Raw genomic sequence first — 21,016 nt, 5'->3', positions numbered from 1 at the left:
AATTAAACACGAATGAAAGTTTGTATTATGAGACATGGTGAAGCAGGATTTTCTGCTTCATCAGATTCTGGCCGGTCGCTTACTTCCCGTGGTATAAAACAATCACAGCAAGCTGCTCAATGGTTGAAGCAACTAAATTACCAATTTGATTTAGGATTAGTTAGTCCTTATTTACGAGCCCAGCAAACTTTTGCTGAATTGACATCACAACTTGTTGTTTCACATGTTGAAAGTAATAATATACTTGTTCCTAGTGGCGACCCTTCCAAAATAGTAAATTTATTAGCAATGTTATCATCAACAGGTGTTAACAATGTAATTGTAGTATCTCACCTTCCCTTAGTAGGGTATTTAGTAAATGAACTATGCCCTGAGATCTCTCATCCAATGTTTACTACTGCGGCAATTGCCTGCATTGATTTATCCCTTGATATTGTAGGAAAACTTGAATGGTTTCATCAAGTGGAATAAAAAAACTTAATCTTTTTGACCTACCTTTGACTGGTCGATCTTTGATTGAAGCATCAGCAGGAACAGGTAAAACTTATTCACTTGCTTTTATTTACCTTAGATTACTACTTGGTATTGGGAAAAATAGCTACCCTAAACCATTAGATGTTAGTAAGATTTTAGTTGTGACGTTTACCAAAGCGGCAACTCAAGAGCTACGTTCACGTATTCGGCAAAATATTCAAGAGCTAAAATTAGGCCTGTTACAAGGTCAACACACAGATCCTATTTACCAACAATTAATTAAATTAATAGATGATCCTAAAATTGCGCTCCAAAAGTTAACTGAAGCACAACAGTCAATGGATGATGCTGCTATTTATACTATTCATAGTTTTTGTCAACGGATATTGACTAGTCATGCTTTTGAGTCAGGGGTTTTATTTGAGCAAATTTTAGTGACTGATGAGTATCAACTGCAGTTGCAAGTTGTCCAAGATTTTTGGCGCTTTTATTTTACCCCACTAGAAAAACATCTGGCTTATTTAGTGCTTGATTCGTGGCAAGATCCCATCTCATTATTAGCTGATATTAAACCTTATCTAAATGGGGATTTACATAATGCTACGGAATTTAATCCCGATGTTGTAATTAAAATTAGTGATTTTTATAACAATAACTTTAAAAAAATTGATGCAATAAAAAAAATCTGGCTAGCTTCACTTGAAAAAATCACTCGCATCATAAAGCAATCAGATGTAAATAAACAATCCTATAGTAGCCGTAATTTACCAAATTGGCTTGCTAAAGTATCGATGTGGGCGAATCAAGAAACCAATACGTTTGAATTACCAGATGAACTTAAAAAGTTTAGTCAAACAATATTAGTTTCTAAAACAAAACCAGGCAAAATGGTACCTATACATGCTGTTTTTGAATTAATTGCTGAATTATATTCGCAACCACTTGATTTAAAAAATCAGATTTTAATGGATATCGTTGCAATAGTTCGACAAGGTATTTATGCCGAAAAAATAAAATACGGTGAAATAAGCTTTGATGATTTATTGTTACAACTTAATCGTGCATTGCGTGCTAAGACAGGGAACAGATTAGCTAAAAGTATTGCCACAAAATATTGTGTAGCATTGATTGATGAGTTCCAAGATACTGATCCTATTCAGTATCAAATTTTTGATCGTATTTACAATAATCAAAACAAAGAAGCTGGATTGTTATTCATTGGTGATCCTAAACAAGCAATATATAGTTTTCGTGGTGCTGATATTTTTACTTATTTGAAAGCTAAACAATCTGTAGGCGAAAATTATTTTACTATGGATGTTAACTGGCGTTCATCATCATCTATGGTAAATGCAGTTAATGAACTATTTTCACATCATGATCATCCTTTTATTTTTGAGAATATTCCTTTTTTGCCAATGGGCTGTGCGGATAAGAATCTGCAAAAAAACTTGTTAATTAATAATCAGAAAATTAATGCATTAACCGCTTATCTATTGCCTGATGAGGTATCAACTATTGCTGATTATCAAGAGCATATTGCCAATTGTTGTGCTAAACAAGTAGTAACTTGGCTTTCAGGGGCTTCAATCTTGACTAATAATGAAAATGAACAACGATCTGTCACATCTGCTGATATTGCCATTTTAGTTCGTACTGGCCGTGAGGCTGAAATTATGCAACAAAAATTAGCTGCATGTGGTGTCAAAAGTGTTTATTTGTCTAATCATAGTAGTGTTTTTTCCTCACAGGAAGCTAAAGATGTTCTTTGCATATTACAAGCGGCAATGTTGCCTGAAAATGAATCTACATTGCGTTCGGCATTAATGACTTCATTATTAGGCCAAACAATGATGCAACTAGAACAAATGATAGATGACCAAGATAAGTGGGAAAGTTTAGTCGAAGAATTTAAGCAATATCAAGTTATTTGGCAATATTATGGTGTATTAGTCATGTTACGTAGGATGATGAAAAAACGCCATTTAGCTGAAAATATCTTATCTCGTCAAGATGGTGAACGCGTGTTAACTAATTTGATGCATTTAGGCGAATTATTACAAGAAGCTGCGGATGAGTTGGATAGCCCTCATGCCTTAATTCGGTGGTTAACTAAACAAATTGTTAAACCTGATTTGAATTTAGAAAATCATGAGCAACGTCTAGAAAGCGATGCTGATCTAGTTAAAATTATTACAATTCATAAGTCCAAAGGGCTTGAATTTCCATTAGTTTGGCTACCATTTATAGCTCAGTACCGTACGACAGATACTCAATTTTATCATGATAAAGATAATGATTATCAACCTAGCTATGCATGGTTATTAACGGAAGAAATTAAACAACAAATTGATGATGAACGTCTTGCTGAAGATTTGCGTTTATTATATGTTGCCATGACTCGTTCTATCTATCATTGTAGTATTGGCCTTGCATCTTTGAAGAAAAACCGATCAGCGATTAATCATTTACTCAAAAATCAATTAACGACTATCGCAAATTTTGCTGATTTGATAAACGTCGAGTTACCAATTGTAAATGAACAGTATGTTCCACCTACATTGATTAACCATACTCTATCTGCCAATGTTTTTCAGCGTAAACTTGCTAACTGTTGGCGAGTGACTAGCTATACTGAACTGCAAAAACATCATACAGTAATGACTTTAAATTCTGATATTATTGATGACTGGGATGAAAATCATCCTGAATCAGCGGCTAATGATGTTAGCAATATACTTTATAATATTCATCATTTTCCTAAAGGTGCTCATGTTGGAACTCTGTTACATAAAGTAATGGAAAAAATAACACTGGATAATATTGATCAGTTATGTTTGGAAATAGTCAATAAACTTAATTTAGAGTCACCATGGTTAGAAGTATTAACCAATTGGATGCAACAATTATTAGCCACAAAACTTAATCAAAATGATTTATTTTTATGGCAAATATTGAAAACTAAATGTATTAATGAATTGCAATTTTATTTACCTATTCGTCATACTGTGACAAGTCAACAATTAGATAAACTTTGTAAAGAGTATGATAGTTTATCAAAACAATGTCCTACGTTAGAATTTGAAACAGTACAAGGTATGTTAACAGGATTTATTGATTTGGTGTTTGAGTTTGCAGGTAAATATTATATTGTTGATTATAAATCAAATTGGTTAGGTAATTCTGTCGATAATTACGACTTAGAATCATTAAAACAAGTGATGTGTGAACACCGCTATGATTTACAATATCAGCTCTATGCATTAGCTTTACACCGTTTTTTACAAAGCCGTTTACCAAATTATCAATATAAGAAACATTTCGGCGGTATTTATTATCTCTTCTTACGTGGCATGCCAGATAACGGTGTTTTTTATCATTTACCACATCAGCATTTTATTGAAAAACTGGATAAGTTATTTGATGGCTAAATCTTAGTTAGATAAATATAAAAATAAGTTCAGAAGTTAATTTATTTCTTAAGATACAGTCAATAGTGTTTTAATGGCAAATATTATAAATCATTATGCGAAAAGCTATTTTTTTATGCTATTATGTAGTCATTTACTAATGATTATTTGAAATATCATGAAAAAACAAAATATTATTACCTTACTTTCTTTTTTTATGCTTGTTTTTCAGGTTAATGCTATAGATAAATATGTAACAGATGATGTTGATGTTTTTTTACGTCGTGGGCCTGGTTCACAATATGCCTATTCAAATTCAGTTAAAGCAGGTGAAAAAGTGACTGAATTAGAAAAAAGTGCTGATGGTAAATATACTAGGATCCAGATTAGCAATGGTAGTGTGGCTTGGATAGAAACAGCAAAACTTAAAGAACAACCAAGTTACAAAGAGCTTTTCCCATCTTTAGAAGCTAAGCTTGCTGAATATAAAGATAAGGCCGACAATGCTGATCAGTACCACCAGAATATTATTAATGAATCTAATCAAAAATTACAAAATAATGAGAAATTGATTGAAAGTCTGCAAAACAAAAGTAATGAATTAGAAAAACAAGTTAAAGCTCAGAGCAAACAAATTGACTCTATGATGAATCAGGTTGATGATAAACGCCGAGATCTTATTGTTACTTGGTTTACCTATGGTGGGCTTGTAGCTGGTGGTGGATTTCTTTTAGGACTTATTCTACCAAGTATTATTCCTAGTCGACGCAAAAGAGATCGCTGGATGCGTTAGATGAGTAAAACCTATCTTGTTGGTGGTAGTGTTCGGGATAAATTATTAAATCTCCCTGTTGAAGATCGCGATTGGGTGGTTGTTGGTGCTACTCCCGATGAATTAATTTCCTCAGGTTATCAACAAGTTGGTAAAGAATTTCCTGTTTTTTTACATCCAATCACCAAAGAAGAATATGCTTTAGCTCGTACTGAACGTAAGTCAGGCAAAGGTTATACCGGTTTTATTTGTGATTTTGGTAAAGAAATCACTTTAGAGCAAGACCTGTTACGTCGAGATCTTACCATTAACGCTATCGCCATGGATGATAATGGCAATATAGTTGATCCTTATCATGGAGTTGATGATCTTAATCAAAAAATTCTTCGCCATGTTTCTCCTGCTTTTCGCGAAGATCCTCTCCGTATTCTACGTGTTGCTCGTTTTGCTGCTCGTTATCATCATTTAGGCTTTGTCATTGCAGAAGAAACGATGTCTTTAATGAAGCAAATAGTATTAGCAAAAGAAGTTAGTTATCTCACGGCAGAACGAGTTTGGAAAGAGACTGAAAAAGCCTTATCAACCCAAAATCCTCAAGTTTATTTTCAAGTTCTGGCACAATGTGGGGTACTTATTTATTGGTTTCCTTCATTAATATTAACGACAGATATAGTTGATGCACTAAAGCGCTCAGCTTTATTGACAGAGGAATTAACTGTGCGTTTTGCTGTGTTATGTGGGGAGATGTCAACTAAAATAGCCGTTGAATTACTCTGTAATAAAATAAAAGCGCCTAAAAATTTTAGTAAGATTGCTATTATGGTTCAGCAATATCGTAAAAATGTGGATTTTATTGATAAATTTACCGCAGAACAAATTATCGATTTATTTAATAAAATTGATGTATGGCGTAGTCCTCGCCATCTTCGGCAATTGATTATTGCAAGTCAGTCGTTTGTAAAAACAAAATCATACCCTCAAGCTCAATACCTTATAGAAGCCTATAAAATAGCGCAAAAAGTTAATGTACAAAATATTATTGCTCAAGGGTTTGTTGGCAAATTTATACAACTTGAATTGCAGAAACAGCGAATTGAAGCGTTATTAAACTGGATTTGATTGCATCTTAAGCAATCACGACTTTTTTTTAAAATATCCCCAAAAAAGGGTTGACGATTTGGCGTAACACAAGCATAATGCGCCTCGCAGTGTTGGTTATGACGTTGCGAATGAAATGGCTACGTAGCTCAGTTGGTTAGAGCACATCACTCATAATGATGGGGTCACAGGTTCAAATCCCGTCGTAGCCACCATTAAGATTAAAGTTGTACTTTTACCGGAAGTATATACTGCGGGTGTGGCGAAATTGGTAGACGCACCAGATTTAGGTTCTGGCGCCGCAAGGTGTGTGAGTTCAAGTCTCTCCACCCGCACCATTTAATCTTAATATCCAATAACTCTATTGGGGTATAGCCAAGCGGTAAGGCAGCGGGTTTTGATCCCGCCATGCCCAGGTTCGAATCCTGGTACCCCAGCCATTCCAATCTGCATATTTTTTATGATATTCTAATCCAAACTATTTTAGATTTAAGCAAATAACTTATTTCCAGTATTCTAAGCGGGTATGGCGGAATTGGTAGACGCGCTAGATTCAGGTTCTAGTTCCGAAAGGTGTGCGAGTTCAAATCTCACTACCCGTACCAAATGTCTTTTTTCTTACTTTATATTGGGGTATAGCCAAGCGGTAAGGCAGCGGATTCTGATTCCGCCATTCTCAGGTTCGAATCCTGATACCCCAGCCATTTAGGCTAGGAATAATTTTATAGACGATCATGTTAATAAAACTTAAAGATTATGATAAAAATTCAGAATTAAATATTCAATCATATTAGCAGATATAAGATACCCAATGAAATTTATTGGGCACTTATTCTTACTTATTATATTTTAGTATAACTTTTGATTATTAATAATTTATACAACAATACTTAATAATAAAACAATAATTAAACCTACCACTGAATTAGTTAACTCTAATAATCCCCATGTTTTAAATGTATCTTTTAATGAGAGTCCAAAATATTCTTTAAATAGCCAGAATGCAGCATCATTAACATGAGTAAATGTATTGCTACCAGATGCACAAGCTAAAACCATTAATGCAGGATTAACATTGAAAGTGTGCATCATAGGTCCAACAATGCCTGCTGCAGTGATAGCTGATACTGTACCGGCGCCTGTTGCTAAACGTAATAGTACTGTGATAAACCAAGCCATAATTAAAGGAGAGATCGATGAATCACGCATCATATCAGCTATATAATTACCAACACCTGTATCCATAATAATTTGTTTAAATGCGCCACCCGCACCTATAATAAATACAACGATGGCTACTTTCTCAATAGCTACACTGTAAGAGCTCATCACTTCAAGTATACTTTTTCCCCGGCATATACCAAAGGCAAAAATTGCAAGAATAACTGCAATAAGCATACTGATTTGCGCACTACCAATGAACTTTAAAAATGAAATAGTACCTTTTTGATTTTCAGGTATAAATAATAACATTATAGTTACTGCAGTGATTATAATCGCTGGGGTCAAAGGTACAATTAAACTAACAAAAAAACTAGGCATCTGATCATTGGTAAATTTTTCTTGTTGATCTAATAATTGTGGAATAGGGCGTTCTAAGTTACCTAATAGTTTTGGTAATACAATACCTGAACAGATAATTGTCGGAATAGCAACGATAACACCATATATGTACACCATACCAATATCAGCATTTAATGCAGCAACTAAAGCTGTAGGACCGGGTTGAGGTGGAAATAAACTATGGGCTGTAGTTGTTGCGGCAACCATTGTAATACCTAATTTTAAAAATGGTGTTTTTGCTTCAACTGCAATACTAATTACCAGCGGTGCTAAAATTAAAAATGCCACTTCATAAAACATGGCTAAGCCAAATATTAATCCAATAACTAAAATCGCCCACTGGACATTTCGAGGACCAAATTTCATTAATAATGTTGAAGCAACTCGTTGAGCCGCTCCAGAATCTACCATTAACTTACCTAATATTGCTCCAAATAAAATGATAAATGCTAAATGACCTAAAATTCCTCCAATACCATTTTCAATTGATTTACCGATATTTTCTAATGGCATCCCTTCTAATATACCAACAAGAATAGAAGTTAATAATAAAGCCAACATACCATTTATTTTAAACTTCATATTCAATACTAATAAAAATAATACACCTACTGCTACCCAAATTATGGGTAACATACTAATTATAGTTTCCATATAAGACCTCGAAATAATAAAAAATATTTTCGGTATATTACATTTACAAATAGGTATGACAAGTTTTGAATTTTATTTTGTGATAAATATCACGTAAATTAAGAAAAGAATTTTTTATGTATATTCCTAATGTTATTTTTAAGTCAAACATATTACATTTGTAGGGTAAATGTGTTTTTAATAGCATTAAACAGTATTTAAATGGCAGAATTCATTGTAATAATCAGGTTTGCCATATTTACTGAGATGCTTATTAAGCAAAATAATCTTAATTATTATTTTTAGATAATAAGTTTATTTATTGAATGATTAGAGTAGTTTCAATAAAGATGTAGTTGACTGACAGGTAGAAATATTTTAACTCGTTATTGTGATAACAATTTATTCTATTTATGTTTATTGTTAATAAAATCTTATAAAAATAATTATCCACGAGTATAACTTTAGCTCTACACGTGGATAATCAACAAAAAACTTAAATTATTTATATAGACTTACATAAACAGTTTGAGCTGTACCAGATGGATTAGCTGATACTTCTTTTACAAAATAAAAATGGGCATTATGAGCAATGGCTTGTTTTTGAGCTGCAGCACTTATTTCAGCTGTATTATTAAATACACCATGGAAACTAATTGTTTCATATGCTTTCATTTTTTTAAAGGCATCGCTACTGATTTCATACGCTTCTTGATCTTGTTGAGATGTTTTTACAATATAATCTCTTACAGGAGCATCTTTTTTGTATAAAGCTACATCAATATCTTGTGCTTGGTTTTTTACATCAGCAGGAGAAATTGAGTAAACATAGAAGGCATATGCTTTTTTATCCGCAGCTAATTTACTGGCAGAATTAATGATTTCAGAAGTATTGTTGTAATTTCCTTTGAATTTAACTACTTCAAATGGTAAATAATAAAGGGCTTTTTTACGTTCATAGGCGACAACTCCATTAGCAGTAGTCTCTTCTTTTTTAACTGCAGAAGGTACATTTGATTCATAAATATCAGCATAGACAATAGCTCGATCTGCTGAATCAGCTGTAGTTGCATTTTCAATTGCTTTTATGTGATAAAATTTAGCGCCAGCTTCATCTGCAGCTCTTGAAATATCTTGAGCAGCATTATCAGCTTGTAAATATTTACCTGTGACTGCGATTTCTTTCATTGGTATCAAGTGGCTGCTATCTTTAGCTGATAGAGGCTCTGCTGCATAAAGGTTAACAACAGGTAAAGATAATAATACTGCTAATGCAATAGACGATTTATTTAAACCTTTCATAATAAATATCCTTTATTTTTTAAATGATTGAAATTAAGAATTCATATTTCAGCTATTTTCAATATAAAAATACAATTGCATACTATATATAGCATTCAAATCTCTTTATGCAATGAATTAAGTTATTTTAAATAGATTAATAATGTGTAGACATGAAGTCATTTGTTTTAAATGTCAAACAACTTGTATATAAAATATAAGATTGTTTAGCTGATTCTCAAGATGTATTTTTTACTAAATATTATTTTTAGCATGATTTGTATAAAAAGCTACTTTTTGTTAAAAATAGCTTTTTATGTTAATTATTAATAGCTTTATAGCGTTGTTTATCATGAATACATATTAATTTATCGAGTTAGCAATATTGCTAATTATTTTAATGAAATTTAATGTTATTTGTGCGGTTAATCCCCAAATAACATATTCATTATAGGGGTAAAAAAGCACTTTATGCTCAGATCTTTTTTGCCATTCTCGTGTACGCTTTGGTACTAAATTAAAGGGAAAATTATCTGCTGGTTTGTGGCCAACATCCATAGTAGCTTGTATAGGAGCATTAGTTATAAACCAGTCAATCGGAACGGTAAAAATTTTTTCTACTTCATTAGGATTAAGTTTTAATTTATCTAAAGAAGATATTTGTGCAACAAAAGGGTAAATAATTAACCCGAGAGTTGCTAGGAACTTGGGTAATTGACCTAATATAGTAATATCTTGTTCAGGGATACCTAATTCTTCATATGTTTCTCTTATTGCTGTTTGTTCAGGTGATCTATCCATTAGCTCGATGCGCCCTCCAGGGAAACAAATATCTCCTGGTTGCCATTTTAATGTTTGTGCACGAATCTGAAACAATAGTTGAAGCTGCCCATCAATTTCGATAATAGGTATTAATATTGAAGCTTTATCTGCAATTGTTTTTTTTGAGTTATTTTTTGCAAGTTGTTGAGATATCTCAGTGATAGTAATCATAATAAATATTTTGTCTGGTTATAAAATTTACTTCCTATTTACGTTGTTGCAATAAAATGTTAGATTGAAATCGTACATTAGTAGTTCCCATGTTTCTCCTAAATGATACTATGCAATATTATATTAATAGAATAAAAAAAGAACTTAAAGATCTTGCCCATCTAAAATGTCAACGAGCTCAAGCAGGAATGTCTATTGAATTCCAGCGTGTATTTTCGTTGTTACCAGCCCTTTTTCATTTTCATAGTCCAGAATTACCAGGTTATTTTAAAGAAGATTGCCCATTAGGTATTGCATATTATCAACCTTCAGAATCGGTTTATAAACAAATTAAACAAGAATATAATTTTATTGCTTCATCAAGTAAAAAATATGATATTTCTGCATTATATTCAATGGGCAGCACTTGTTCCATTGGTCAATCCATTGAATCTGATCTTGATATTTGGATATGTATTGAAAATAATCTGTCAGCAACAGGTAAACAAATGTTGCAAAAAAAATGCCGTTTAATTGAACAATGGGCTGATGGGTTAGGAGTAAAGTTAACATTATTTGTTGTTGATGCAGATCGTTTTATTAATCAACATCATGAATGTTTAATGGGTGAAAATTGTGGTTCTGCTCAACATATATTATTACTTGAAGAATTTTATCGTTCAGCAAATCTATTAGCAGGGAAATTGCTATTATGGTTTGCGGTACCCATCAATTTAACCATTAATAATATAACTTATCCAACATATGGTGAGTGTATTAATGCTTTAATTAGTCAAAAAATCATCAAACGTGAGGAATGGATTGATTTTGGTTCTTTAAATAATTTATCTGCAGAAGAATATTTTGGGGCTAGCTTATGGCAACTATATAAAAGTATAGATTCGCCATTCAAAGCGGTATTAAAAACTTTATTACTTGAAGCTTATTCTTGGATTTATCCAGAAAATAGGCCAATAGCTCTTGAAATCAAAGAGTGTATACAACATTTCAAAATTCAGAGTAGTCATTTAGATTCTTATTATATCCTATTGCAGAGAATAACAGATTATTTGATTGAAATTAAAGATTTTCAACGGCTTGAACTCGTAAGACATTGTTTTTATTTAAAGGTTAAAGAAAAATTATCAATACCTACATTATCGCCATCTTGGCGGCGTGAGGTTATTAGTGATCTGGTCAAACAATGGGGATGGAGCCAACAACTTATTGCCAAATTAGACGACAGTGATACTTGGAAGATAGAACAAGTGCGGGAAATCCACGAAATATTACTGAACGCGATGATGACTGGTTACCGTAATTTACTTAATTTTGGTCGACGTAATAATTTAGATTCAATAATTAGTCCACAAGATTTAGCCATATTAACACGTAAACTTTATGCTTCTTTTGAAGTCTTACCAAGTAAAATAACTGAATTAAAACTTAATATTGCTAATAACCTACAAGAAGAAGCATTAACATTTATTCATGTCAAAGAAGATCGCATTAATCGAGCAGGTTGGTATGTGTATAACCAAAAACCTAGACTGGATTCAATCATAGGCCATCAATATTTGGAATACAGTAAATACCTTATTAAATTAGTTGGTTGGTGTTATTTCAATAGATTAATTGCTGACACAACAGAATTTTTTTATCATGATGGTGAAGATTGTAGTAATAGGAAAATTACTAAATTAATTGCTGATTTAAAGGCATATTTTCCAATTGATGTGCCTGCTGCAACCGAAGAGCAGTTATATGGTCCATGCGAAATTCGTCACTTAGCTATTATTCTGAATTTAGAAAATGATCCTACTTCTAACTTAGAATATGATGATGAAATTAATACCAATGCTTTAAATTATGGTAAAAAAGAAATTAGTCTAGTTGGTTCTATTGATCTGCTTTATCGAAATTCCTGGAATGAAATTAGGGTATTACATTTTAGCAACTCATTATGCGTATTAGAGGCAATTAAAGCCTTGTTAAACCGCATGCATAAAGATGCAGATTTACCACATTCAATGGAAATTTTTTGTTATAGCCAGTATTTAGATATTGAAATCAAGAATCAAGTAAAAAAATTAATGGATGATTGTATTGAATTACGTTTAACAACAACGCAAAATAACTCAACTCAAGTAAAACCTCTTAGAATAAATGGTTCATCTTGGTATTTATTTTTTGAACGTTTGGGAGTTTCTTTCCATCAATTTGATAATGCAATAGATTTTTATGGCGCTGTTTCTAATAATAAAGTTCAAGGTAGGCCTTTAAATATTTTAGATGAAACTAACGAATTGCCTAAAGAGATTGATAGTGTAGCTTATGAAGGCATTATCCAGTTCTTTTTTGAAGATAAGGAAACAGGGTTTGATCTCTATATTTTAAATGAACATAATCAGATAGAAATATATCGTAATTGTAATGGTTCAAAGGAAAACATGGTTAAAGATGTTAATAATTTTTATGCATTGTCAGATGATCGTTTTACCTTCATAACCAGTAGTTCAGTAAATTTTAATCTTCCTCAATTTTACCAAATCACCTATAACCAAGATGGTCAGCGAGAGATCTTTTTATTAAATTAAAACATCTACTTTGTGTTAGAATGACTCTTCTTCTGTAAAAAGTTTTAAGAAAATTATTGTATTTGAGTATAAAAATAGTAAAAATTTATTTTTAATAGAAAAAATAATGAAATTTCTATTAAAATAATGGGAACTTTTTTTAATTTTAAGAATCTAATTGTCTGATAGCATAATTTTAGGCCAAATGACAATTATCAACATAATGAGGAATGGCCTTCAATGTCGGAGCAAGTAACAGACCAAGTATTAGTTGATCGTGTACTTAGAGGAGATAAGAATGCGTTTAATTTGCTTGTGGTTCGTTATCAGAATAAATTAGCTCATTTAGTTTCTCGTTATGTACAAGCATCAGAAGTACCGGATGTTGTGCAAGAAACATTTATTAAAGCTTATCGCTCCTTAAGCTTATTTAAAGGTGAAAGTATTTTTTATACTTGGCTGTACCGAATAGCAGTAAATACAGCGAAGAATTATTTGATTTCTCAAGGACGAAGACCTCCTTCTTCTGACATTGATGCCAGTGAAGCAGAAAGTTATGAAGGTGCTGATTCATTAAGAGATTTTGATAACCCGGAAAGTTTAGTTCTTTCTAAAGAAGTTGAAAAAGTAGTATTTGAAACAATTGAAGCTTTACCGGATGAATTAAAAACGGCTATTACATTACGTGAAATTGATGGTTTAAGTTATGAAGAAATTGCAGAAATTATGGATACTCCAGTTGGAACCGTAAGATCGCGAATTTTCAGAGCCCGTGATGTTATAGATGAAAAAATAAAGCCATTAATTAATGGTTAACAATAAATTTAAATAGAGCAGTTGTAAATTTAAGGTATCTACTATGCAAAAAGAACAGAAAGAGCAACTTTCATCACTTATGGACGGTGAGTTTACAGATGATCATATAATTAATGATATCTCAAACGATGAAAGTTTACGATTATGTTGGCATCGTTATCATATTGTAAGGGGAGCCTTACGCGGTGAATTGCATAATAGTGCTTTAACATTAGATGTTTCTAATCAAGTAGCTCAGGCCATAGCTAATGATAATTTATATAATCAATTAGATGAACAACCGGTCCCACACAAAACCATTATTCCAAAAGTAGGCAATTTGCTTTGGGTTCGTATGAAAGATGTTATGACACACTTAAGCCAAGTTGGATTGGCTGCTTGTGTAACCTTAGCTATTATTGCTGGTGTACAGTACCACCAAGATCAAACTAAAGAAGTTAATGGAGTACCAACATTAAATACTGTTCCTGTTGGTGTCAATGTTGCCCCAGTTGGTGGTGTTCAACAAAAGAATGATCAGCAATTACTAGAAAAAAGACAATATGATAAAATTAAATTACTTGTACAAGATTATGAATTACAAAAAAGGTTAAATGCTCATTAATACAAGATGAAATTTGAACGTAATTTAATGATTTTTCTTATTAAACAGAGTAGAAAATATATTTGTACTCTGTTTTTTATTTTTTTACCTTTATTCACTTATGCAGTTGAGTCTGATGATGCCTTAATGCTATTAAATAAAATGACTAAAGCAGTGCAAACACAAAACTATCGTGTTAATCTTGTTTCCCAAGATAAAAATGATTATGCCACTACTTTCGAATATACTCATTTAGGGGCAACCAAAAAAGAAGATATTAATGCTTATTTACTTTATCTTGAGGGGCCAGCGAAAGAAATTATTTTACATAACAGTGTCACTAGTTATTTTCAACCCGATAGCCCATCATTTTCTATAACTAGTCCCCGCATTATCGAAGCTTTTCCAGATGTCATTTATAATGATTTTACAAAACTTACAGACATATATGATTTTATTTTGTTAGGAAAAACAAGAACAGCTAATCATAGTGTGCAACTTGTTAGAATGGTAGCTAAAGAAAAAGATCGTTACAGCTATGTTATATGGATCGATGAAGATACTTATTTACCAATGCGCATAGACTTATTGGATCAAAATAATGAGATCATTAGTCAACTGAAAGTCGTTTTACTTGACAAAAACTTTGATAAGAAAAAGATAGCCGATTATATCAATAGCCGGACTTATCCAATTTTATTATCGATTGACAAACAAGATGATGTATTAGACGAATGGCGATTAGCTTGGTTACCTAATGGATTTAAAGAGATTGCTGCATATAATGTAAATTTTTATAATTCAGATATAGCCACTAAATTATTTTCAGATGGTGTCTTTTCGTTCACAGTAAATGTTTCATCTGAGGCAACTAAACAATCCAACCAATTCATACAAAAAGGTGGTAGATCAATATTTTCAACCAATATTGCTAATAAAAATATTATTATTATTGGTAACTTACCCCTAGTAACTATTGAAAGAATAGCTCAAAATATTGTCGAAAAAACAGCGGAAACATCTCGATAATACTATGCTTACAGGCTATTAATGTGTAAAATGTTGCTTTTCTATTTGCTTTCGTGATTATTTAAAATATTATTTTACTAAGTGGTATTTTAGATAATTAACAATACATAACTAAAATACAAATTATAATTTATTGATATGAATAAAAATATCCGCAATTTTTCAATCATTGCTCATATTGACCATGGTAAATCAACGCTTTCAGACCGTATAATACAAATTTGTGGTGGTCTTTCTGATCGCGAGATGGAAGCTCAAGTACTAGATTCAATGGATCTAGAACGTGAACGTGGTATTACAATTAAAGCACAAAGCGTTACCTTAGATTACCATGCTAAAAATGGCCAAACATATCAGCTTAATTTTATTGACACCCCCGGCCATGTCGATTTTTCCTATGAAGTTTCCCGTTCACTTGCAGCCTGTGAAGGGGCTTTACTTGTTGTTGATGCTGGTCAAGGTGTAGAGGCGCAAACATTAGCTAATTGTTATACTGCTTTAGACATGAATCTTGAAGTGGTGCCAGTTCTTAATAAAATTGATTTACCAGCGGCTGAACCTGAACGCGTTGCTGAAGAAATTGAAGATATCGTCGGTATCGATGCTAGTAATGCCGTTCGTTGTTCAGCTAAAACAGGAGTTGGTGTAATAGATGTCTTAGAACAATTAGTAAAAGACATCCCACCACCTGAAGGCAATACCGATGCTCCATTACAAGCATTGATTATTGATTCATGGTTTGATAATTATTTAGGTGTGGTTTCATTAATTCGGATAAAGAATGGTGAACTCCAAAAAGGCGATAAAATTAAAGTGATGAGTACTGGCATGACTTATAATGTTGATCGCTTGGGTATTTTTACACCTAAACAAGTGGATAAAGAATGTTTACACTGCGGTGAAGTAGGTTGGGTTGTTTGCGCAATTAAAGATATTTTAGGTGCTCCGGTTGGTGATACCTTAACTTCAGCACGTACTCCTGCTGATAAACCGCTTCCTGGATTTAAAAAAGTAAAACCTCAAGTCTATGCGGGTTTATTCCCGACTAGTTCAGATGATTATGAATCCTTTCGTGACGCATTAGGTAAATTAAGTTTAAATGATGCGTCACTATTTTATGAACCAGAAAATTCTGGTTCGCTAGGTTTTGGATTTCGTTGTGGTTTCCTTGGGTTACTGCATATGGAAATCATCCAAGAACGTTTAGAACGTGAATATAACTTAGATCTTATTACCACCGCACCAACAGTAGTTTATGAAGTATTAACCACTTCGAATGAAATAATCTATGTTGATAGTCCGGCAAAACTACCGGCAGTGAATAATATTCAAGAATTACGCGAACCTATTGCCGAGTGTAATATACTTGTTCCCCAAACCTATTTAGGTAATGTGATTACCTTATGTGTTGAGAAACGAGGCATACAAACGCACATGGTTTATCATGGTAACCAAGTTGCCTTAACATATGAAATACCGATGACTGAAGTAGTCTTGGACTTTTTTGATAAATTGAAATCTACTTCTCGAGGTTATGCATCCTTAGATTATAGCTTTAAGCGTTTTCAGGTTGCCGATATGGTTCGATTAGATGTACTTATTAATGGTGAACGTGTCGATGCTTTAGCTTTAATAACACATAGAGATAATGCTGCTTATCGTGGACGTGAACTAGTCGAAAAAATGAAAGATCTCATTCCTCGTCAACAGTTTGATATCGCCATTCAAGCCGCCATAGGTAACCATATTATCGCTCGTTCAACAGTTAAACAGCTACGTAAAAACGTTTTAGCCAAATGTTATGGTGGTGACGTTAGTCGTAAAAAGAAACTATTACAGAAGCAAAAAGAAGGTAAAAAACGCATGAAACAAGTTGGTAATGTAGAGTTACCACAAGAAGCGTTTTTAGCTATTTTGCATGTAGGAAAAGATTAAACAGTTAAAGAGGGAAGAAAATGGCTGGAACATTTGCCATCATATTAACATTGGCTACATTAATTACCGCGATTTTTTGGTTTCTTGAAAAATTCAAATGGAAACCTGAAAGACAACGTAGAGTTGAAGCTGTTCGCCAACAAACTAATGGTGAAGTCGATGGAAAAGTACTTGCTGAAGTGGGTAAACCAAAAGGTTGGGTAGAAAGTTTAGCATCTTTTTTTCCAGTTTTATTTGTGGTTTTTGTGATTCGTTCTTTTTTATTAGAACCTTTTCAAATCCCGTCCGGTTCAATGATCCAAACTTTATTAATTGGTGATTTTATTGCCGTGCAAAAATATTCTTATGGTTTACGTGATCCAATTACTAATACAGTACTTATTTCTACTGGTCATCCGCAGCGTGGTGAAGTGGCTGTTTTTAAAGAGCCGCATGAACCGTATAGAGATCTAATTAAACGAGTGGTAGGTGTACCTGGTGATAAAATAGTTTATCAAGTTAAAGAAAAGAAACTACTAATCTATCCAGCTTGCCAACCAACAGCTGAAAATTGTACCGGGCAACAATCAGAACCACTTGATTTGCATTATTCCGAGCCTAAAGCAAGCAATTGGAAAGAAGTACATCAAAAATATAAAAATAATCCTAACTTTTATACTTTAGAGCAATATGCAGATGAAGGTATTGTTGATACTGACTCATTAATGACATTGAATATGCAGATACAACAAGAAACATTAGGTGATCAAGCTCACAACATTTTAACTACTGTAGGTACACAAGAAAACCCTAGTTATTTTTATCGCCAAGAAGGGCAACCAATTGCTACTTGGGTAGTACCTGAAGGTCATTATTTCATGATGGGTGATAATCGTGACAATAGTGGTGATAGCCGTTACTTTGGTTTCGTTCCTGAAGCTAATTTTGTTGGAAAAGCTGTAGCAATTTGGATGAGTTTTGAAAAACAACCGGATGAATGGCCAACGGGTATTCGATTTTACCGTATTGGTGGCATACACTAATTACAACTATTATGAAAAAATTTAGTCAAATACAGCAAGCATTAGGCTATCAGTTTAAAAACCTTACATTACTTGAATTAGCACTGACACATCGCAGTGCTAATAAATTACATAATGAACGTCTAGAATTTTTAGGCGATTCTATTTTAAGTTTTGTGATTGCAGATGAACTTTATCACCGTTTTGTAAAACAAGATGAAGGTGATTTGAGCCAAATGCGTGCTACTTTAGTTTGTGGTCAAACCCTAGCAGTAATAGGGAAAAGCTTCAAATTAGGGGATTATTTAATTCTTGGTCAAGGTGAATTAAAAAGTGGTGGATTTCGCCGTGAATCAATCATTTCTGATGCAGTAGAAGCGATTATTGGTGCAATTTATTTAGATAGTGATATTGAAACTATCCGCCATTTAATATTATCTTGGTATCAGTCACGATTAGATGAAATAAAACCAGGGATCAAACAGAAAGATGCCAAAACCCGTCTGCAAGAATATTTGCAAGGTATTCATCATGAGCGACCATGTTACTTAATTCTTGAAGTAACGGGTGATAATCACGAACAAGAATTTTTAATTCAATGTAAAATTGACAATGATAACCATGAATATTTAGGGCGGGGTTTAAGTCGCCGTAAAGCCGAACAAGCTGCTGCTCAAGAAGCACTAAACCAATTAGGTATAAAATGACAGATATAAAACAGCATTGTGGGTTTGTTGCCATTGTTGGCAGACCAAATGTAGGTAAATCAACATTATTAAATCAATTATTAGGTCAAAAAATTTCGATAACCTCACGTAAAGCCCAAACTACTCGCCACCGAATTATTGGTATCGATACTCAAGATAATGATCAGGTGATCTACATTGATACTCCAGGGCTACATATAGAAGAAAAAAAAGCAATCAACCGACTAATGAATCGAGCAGCAAGCAGCTCAATAGGCGATGTTGAATTGGTGATTTTTGTCGTTGAAGGTACTCATTGGAATGATGATGATGAGATGGTAGCGAATAAATTAAAAGGTTGCAAATGCCCAGTGTTATTGGTTATTAATAAAATCGATAATGTGATTGATAAAACCCAATTATTACCACATATTCAAGAAATTAGTCAGAAAATTGATTTTCTGGACGTAGTACCAATTAGCGCCGAAAAAGGTGAGGGCATAGAGATAATCAAAAAGATTGTCAAAAAACATTTACCGGAAGGCGAACATCATTTTCCGGAAGATTATATTACTGACCGATCTCAACGTTTTATGGCATCTGAAATTATTCGTGAAAAATTAATGCGTTTTTTAGGTGACGAATTACCTTATTCTGTAACCGTTGAAATAGAACAATTTAAGGTTGATGAACGAACCGGCATGTATCGTATTAACGGTCTTATACTGGTTGAGCGTGATGGGCAAAAGAAAATGGTCATCGGTAATAAAGGCGAAAAAATCAAAAAAATTGGTATTGAGGCGCGTAAAGACATGCAATCCTTCTTTGATAACAAAGTCCATTTAGAACTTTGGGTGAAAGTGAAAGCAGGTTGGGCTGATGACGAGCGCGCTTTACGTAGTTTAGGATACAGTGATGATTAATCATCTTATTTAATCTAATCCAAAAAATAAAAAATCAGGTATCAGCATATACCTGATTTTTTTGTGAAAAATTTACTGAATTAATAGAACTTAACAAAAACAAGTTTCTTGGGTGAGCACAAGAGTCAAATCTCCACTTCACCAAAACATGAAATCCATAAAACTGAAAAAAAATAATTCAAAAATGACTATTAATTATCGACTTCATCGATTTTATCAACGTTTGCTACATGATATTCAGATTCACGAACCTTATCGACAATAATGCCTTCATTCATCATCCTCCGTATACCTGATCCAGCTATTGATAAAGACGAACGATTAAAATCAAACAAAGGTAGTTTAATTTTAGCTTCATTTAATGATGAAAAACCTGTTGTTGTAACAGCAAAACCATACGAATCATATTTTACACTATATGAAGTCAGCTTCATGCCAACATAAACTTTCTTATTTTTATTTTCCGCTTTTTCATAAAATTCCGGTGGATAAATGTTATCTACAGACCATAATTTTTGATAAATATTGTCTTTACTATATTCCCAACTGTATTCACGATTATCAGCTTCATATTTGACTAAATCAATTATATAAACATCATTTATCTTCGGTATAAACGCATATTTATAAGGGTTAGGGATCGGTTTACTTTGAGATTTACGAATAACATTGGTAATAATCCTATTTTCACGAAAATATTCCACTTCCATATCGTCAAGCCAAAAATCATCTTGCTTACTATAAACCAATGGAGAAGATAGATATAATTTAGCCTGCTCTAATGAAGTAAAAGCCATATTAGAAACCAGAACATGAAAAGTCCAGTTGCTTGATTCATATTTTACTAACTTCATTCCTACATAAAGGTTTTTATATTTCTTAATCTTCTGTATATTTAATTTGGTAATATCTGTATCATCTATTTTATTTAACTTCTCTAAATAAATTTCATAAAGACTATTGTCGAAATCATAACTATCGTTTTCAGCCAGATTAGCCAGATTTAACAAATAGATATCATCGATCTCGGGATTAAAAAGCTTATGATCGGTCATATTTCGGTAAGCTTTTATCTGTGCAAAGCTATCAGATGAAGGAATGAGAATAAAAATCAATACTATCCCTAAAATTTTGGCATGATTTATAAAATTTTTAACTAATGGTTGCAGAAAACCATACCAGCGAATCCATGTTATCGACATAAGTATTAATCCCTAAAATCATATTGTTCAACATTAATATTGTAATTCATAACAACAAAAAA

Annotated in this window: 16 protein-coding genes and 5 tRNA genes; 17 read left to right on the top strand and 4 right to left on the bottom strand. The window is 32.7% G+C overall.

Going from position 1 to position 21,016, the window contains the following annotated elements:
* Positions 1 to 27: 27 nt before the first annotated feature.
* From sixA to A9G13_RS03850, 9 genes are all read left to right on the top strand, one after another.
* A complete protein-coding gene (gene sixA / locus A9G13_RS03890) occupies positions 28 to 471 on the top strand; it encodes a phosphohistidine phosphatase SixA (RefSeq protein ID WP_218059138.1) in 444 nt (147 codons plus the stop codon).
* Entirely contained in the window at positions 450 to 3,905 is a 3,456-nt protein-coding gene (gene recB / locus A9G13_RS03885) for an exodeoxyribonuclease V subunit beta (protein WP_065556287.1), read from the top strand. The genes sixA and recB overlap by 22 nt, the downstream gene beginning before the upstream one ends.
* 157 nt (positions 3,906 to 4,062) lie before the next feature.
* Complete coding sequence (locus A9G13_RS03880; RefSeq protein WP_065556286.1) at positions 4,063 to 4,677, top strand: TIGR04211 family SH3 domain-containing protein; 615 nt, start codon at positions 4,063 to 4,065, stop codon at positions 4,675 to 4,677.
* Positions 4,678 to 5,775: a hypothetical protein gene (locus A9G13_RS03875; protein WP_065556285.1), complete on the top strand. Its 1,098-nt coding sequence runs from the start codon at positions 4,678 to 4,680 to the stop codon at positions 5,773 to 5,775.
* 117 nt (positions 5,776 to 5,892) lie between these two features.
* Positions 5,893 to 5,969, top strand: a tRNA-Met gene (locus A9G13_RS03870).
* A gap of 38 nt (positions 5,970 to 6,007) precedes the next feature.
* Positions 6,008 to 6,092 (top strand) — tRNA-Leu (locus A9G13_RS03865).
* 27 nt (positions 6,093 to 6,119) lie between these two features.
* A tRNA-Gln gene (locus A9G13_RS03860) sits at positions 6,120 to 6,194 on the top strand.
* A gap of 80 nt (positions 6,195 to 6,274) precedes the next feature.
* Positions 6,275 to 6,359: transfer RNA gene (locus A9G13_RS03855), tRNA-Leu, on the top strand.
* Positions 6,360 to 6,383: 24 nt separating this feature from the next.
* A tRNA-Gln gene (locus A9G13_RS03850) sits at positions 6,384 to 6,458 on the top strand.
* 172 nt (positions 6,459 to 6,630) lie between these two features.
* On the opposite strand, the gene A9G13_RS03845 is transcribed toward A9G13_RS03850, so the two are convergent.
* The 3 genes from A9G13_RS03845 to A9G13_RS03835 form a co-directional block, all read right to left on the bottom strand.
* Positions 6,631 to 7,959: a gluconate:H+ symporter gene (locus tag A9G13_RS03845; RefSeq protein ID WP_176701945.1), complete on the bottom strand. Its 1,329-nt coding sequence runs from the start codon at positions 7,957 to 7,959 to the stop codon at positions 6,631 to 6,633.
* A 492-nt stretch (positions 7,960 to 8,451) separates the two neighbouring features.
* On the bottom strand, positions 8,452 to 9,252 hold the full coding sequence (locus A9G13_RS03840) for a YdgH/BhsA/McbA-like domain containing protein (protein ID WP_065556283.1): 801 nt from the start codon (positions 9,250 to 9,252) through the stop codon (positions 8,452 to 8,454).
* Positions 9,253 to 9,594: 342 nt separating this feature from the next.
* Complete coding sequence (locus tag A9G13_RS03835; protein ID WP_065556282.1) at positions 9,595 to 10,224, bottom strand: NUDIX hydrolase; 630 nt, start codon at positions 10,222 to 10,224, stop codon at positions 9,595 to 9,597.
* A gap of 110 nt (positions 10,225 to 10,334) precedes the next feature.
* Between A9G13_RS03835 and A9G13_RS03830 the strand changes: the two genes are divergently transcribed.
* From A9G13_RS03830 to era, 8 genes are all read left to right on the top strand, one after another.
* Positions 10,335 to 12,800, top strand: a complete 2,466-nt coding sequence (locus A9G13_RS03830; protein WP_176701942.1) for a class I adenylate cyclase — start codon at positions 10,335 to 10,337, stop codon at positions 12,798 to 12,800.
* 219 nt (positions 12,801 to 13,019) lie between these two features.
* Entirely contained in the window at positions 13,020 to 13,595 is a 576-nt protein-coding gene (gene rpoE, locus A9G13_RS03825; protein WP_065556281.1) for an RNA polymerase sigma factor RpoE, read from the top strand.
* Between the two features lie 43 nt (positions 13,596 to 13,638).
* On the top strand, positions 13,639 to 14,199 hold the full coding sequence (locus A9G13_RS03820) for an RseA family anti-sigma factor (protein WP_065556280.1): 561 nt from the start codon (positions 13,639 to 13,641) through the stop codon (positions 14,197 to 14,199).
* Positions 14,200 to 14,205: 6 nt separating this feature from the next.
* Positions 14,206 to 15,207: a MucB/RseB C-terminal domain-containing protein gene (locus tag A9G13_RS03815; RefSeq protein ID WP_065556279.1), complete on the top strand. Its 1,002-nt coding sequence runs from the start codon at positions 14,206 to 14,208 to the stop codon at positions 15,205 to 15,207.
* Positions 15,208 to 15,345: 138 nt separating this feature from the next.
* Complete coding sequence (gene lepA / locus A9G13_RS03810) at positions 15,346 to 17,142, top strand: translation elongation factor 4 (RefSeq protein ID WP_065556278.1); 1,797 nt, start codon at positions 15,346 to 15,348, stop codon at positions 17,140 to 17,142.
* Between the two features lie 20 nt (positions 17,143 to 17,162).
* The gene (lepB, locus tag A9G13_RS03805) at positions 17,163 to 18,164 is read left to right on the top strand and encodes a signal peptidase I (RefSeq protein WP_065556277.1); all 1,002 of its coding nucleotides are present in this window, start codon (positions 17,163 to 17,165) and stop codon (positions 18,162 to 18,164) included.
* 8 nt (positions 18,165 to 18,172) lie between these two features.
* Positions 18,173 to 18,850, top strand: coding sequence for a ribonuclease III (gene rnc, locus A9G13_RS03800; RefSeq protein WP_442902791.1), 678 nt, complete (start codon positions 18,173 to 18,175; stop codon positions 18,848 to 18,850).
* Positions 18,847 to 19,752 (top strand): GTPase Era, encoded by a 906-nt coding sequence (gene era / locus A9G13_RS03795; protein WP_065556275.1) that lies wholly within the window; start codon positions 18,847 to 18,849, stop codon positions 19,750 to 19,752. The genes rnc and era overlap by 4 nt, the downstream gene beginning before the upstream one ends.
* A 191-nt stretch (positions 19,753 to 19,943) precedes the next feature.
* Here era and A9G13_RS03790 read toward each other — a convergent pair whose 3' ends face one another.
* Entirely contained in the window at positions 19,944 to 20,954 is a 1,011-nt protein-coding gene (locus tag A9G13_RS03790; protein ID WP_065556274.1) for a hypothetical protein, read from the bottom strand.
* Between the last annotated feature and the right edge of the window lie 62 nt (positions 20,955 to 21,016).

The organism is Gilliamella sp. wkB178, from assembly GCF_001690705.1.
GTDB lineage: Bacteria > Pseudomonadota > Gammaproteobacteria > Enterobacterales > Orbaceae > Gilliamella > Gilliamella apicola_K.
The sequence above is the reverse complement of the archived record's forward strand: the minus strand, read 5'-3'. Positions and strand labels throughout refer to the sequence as shown.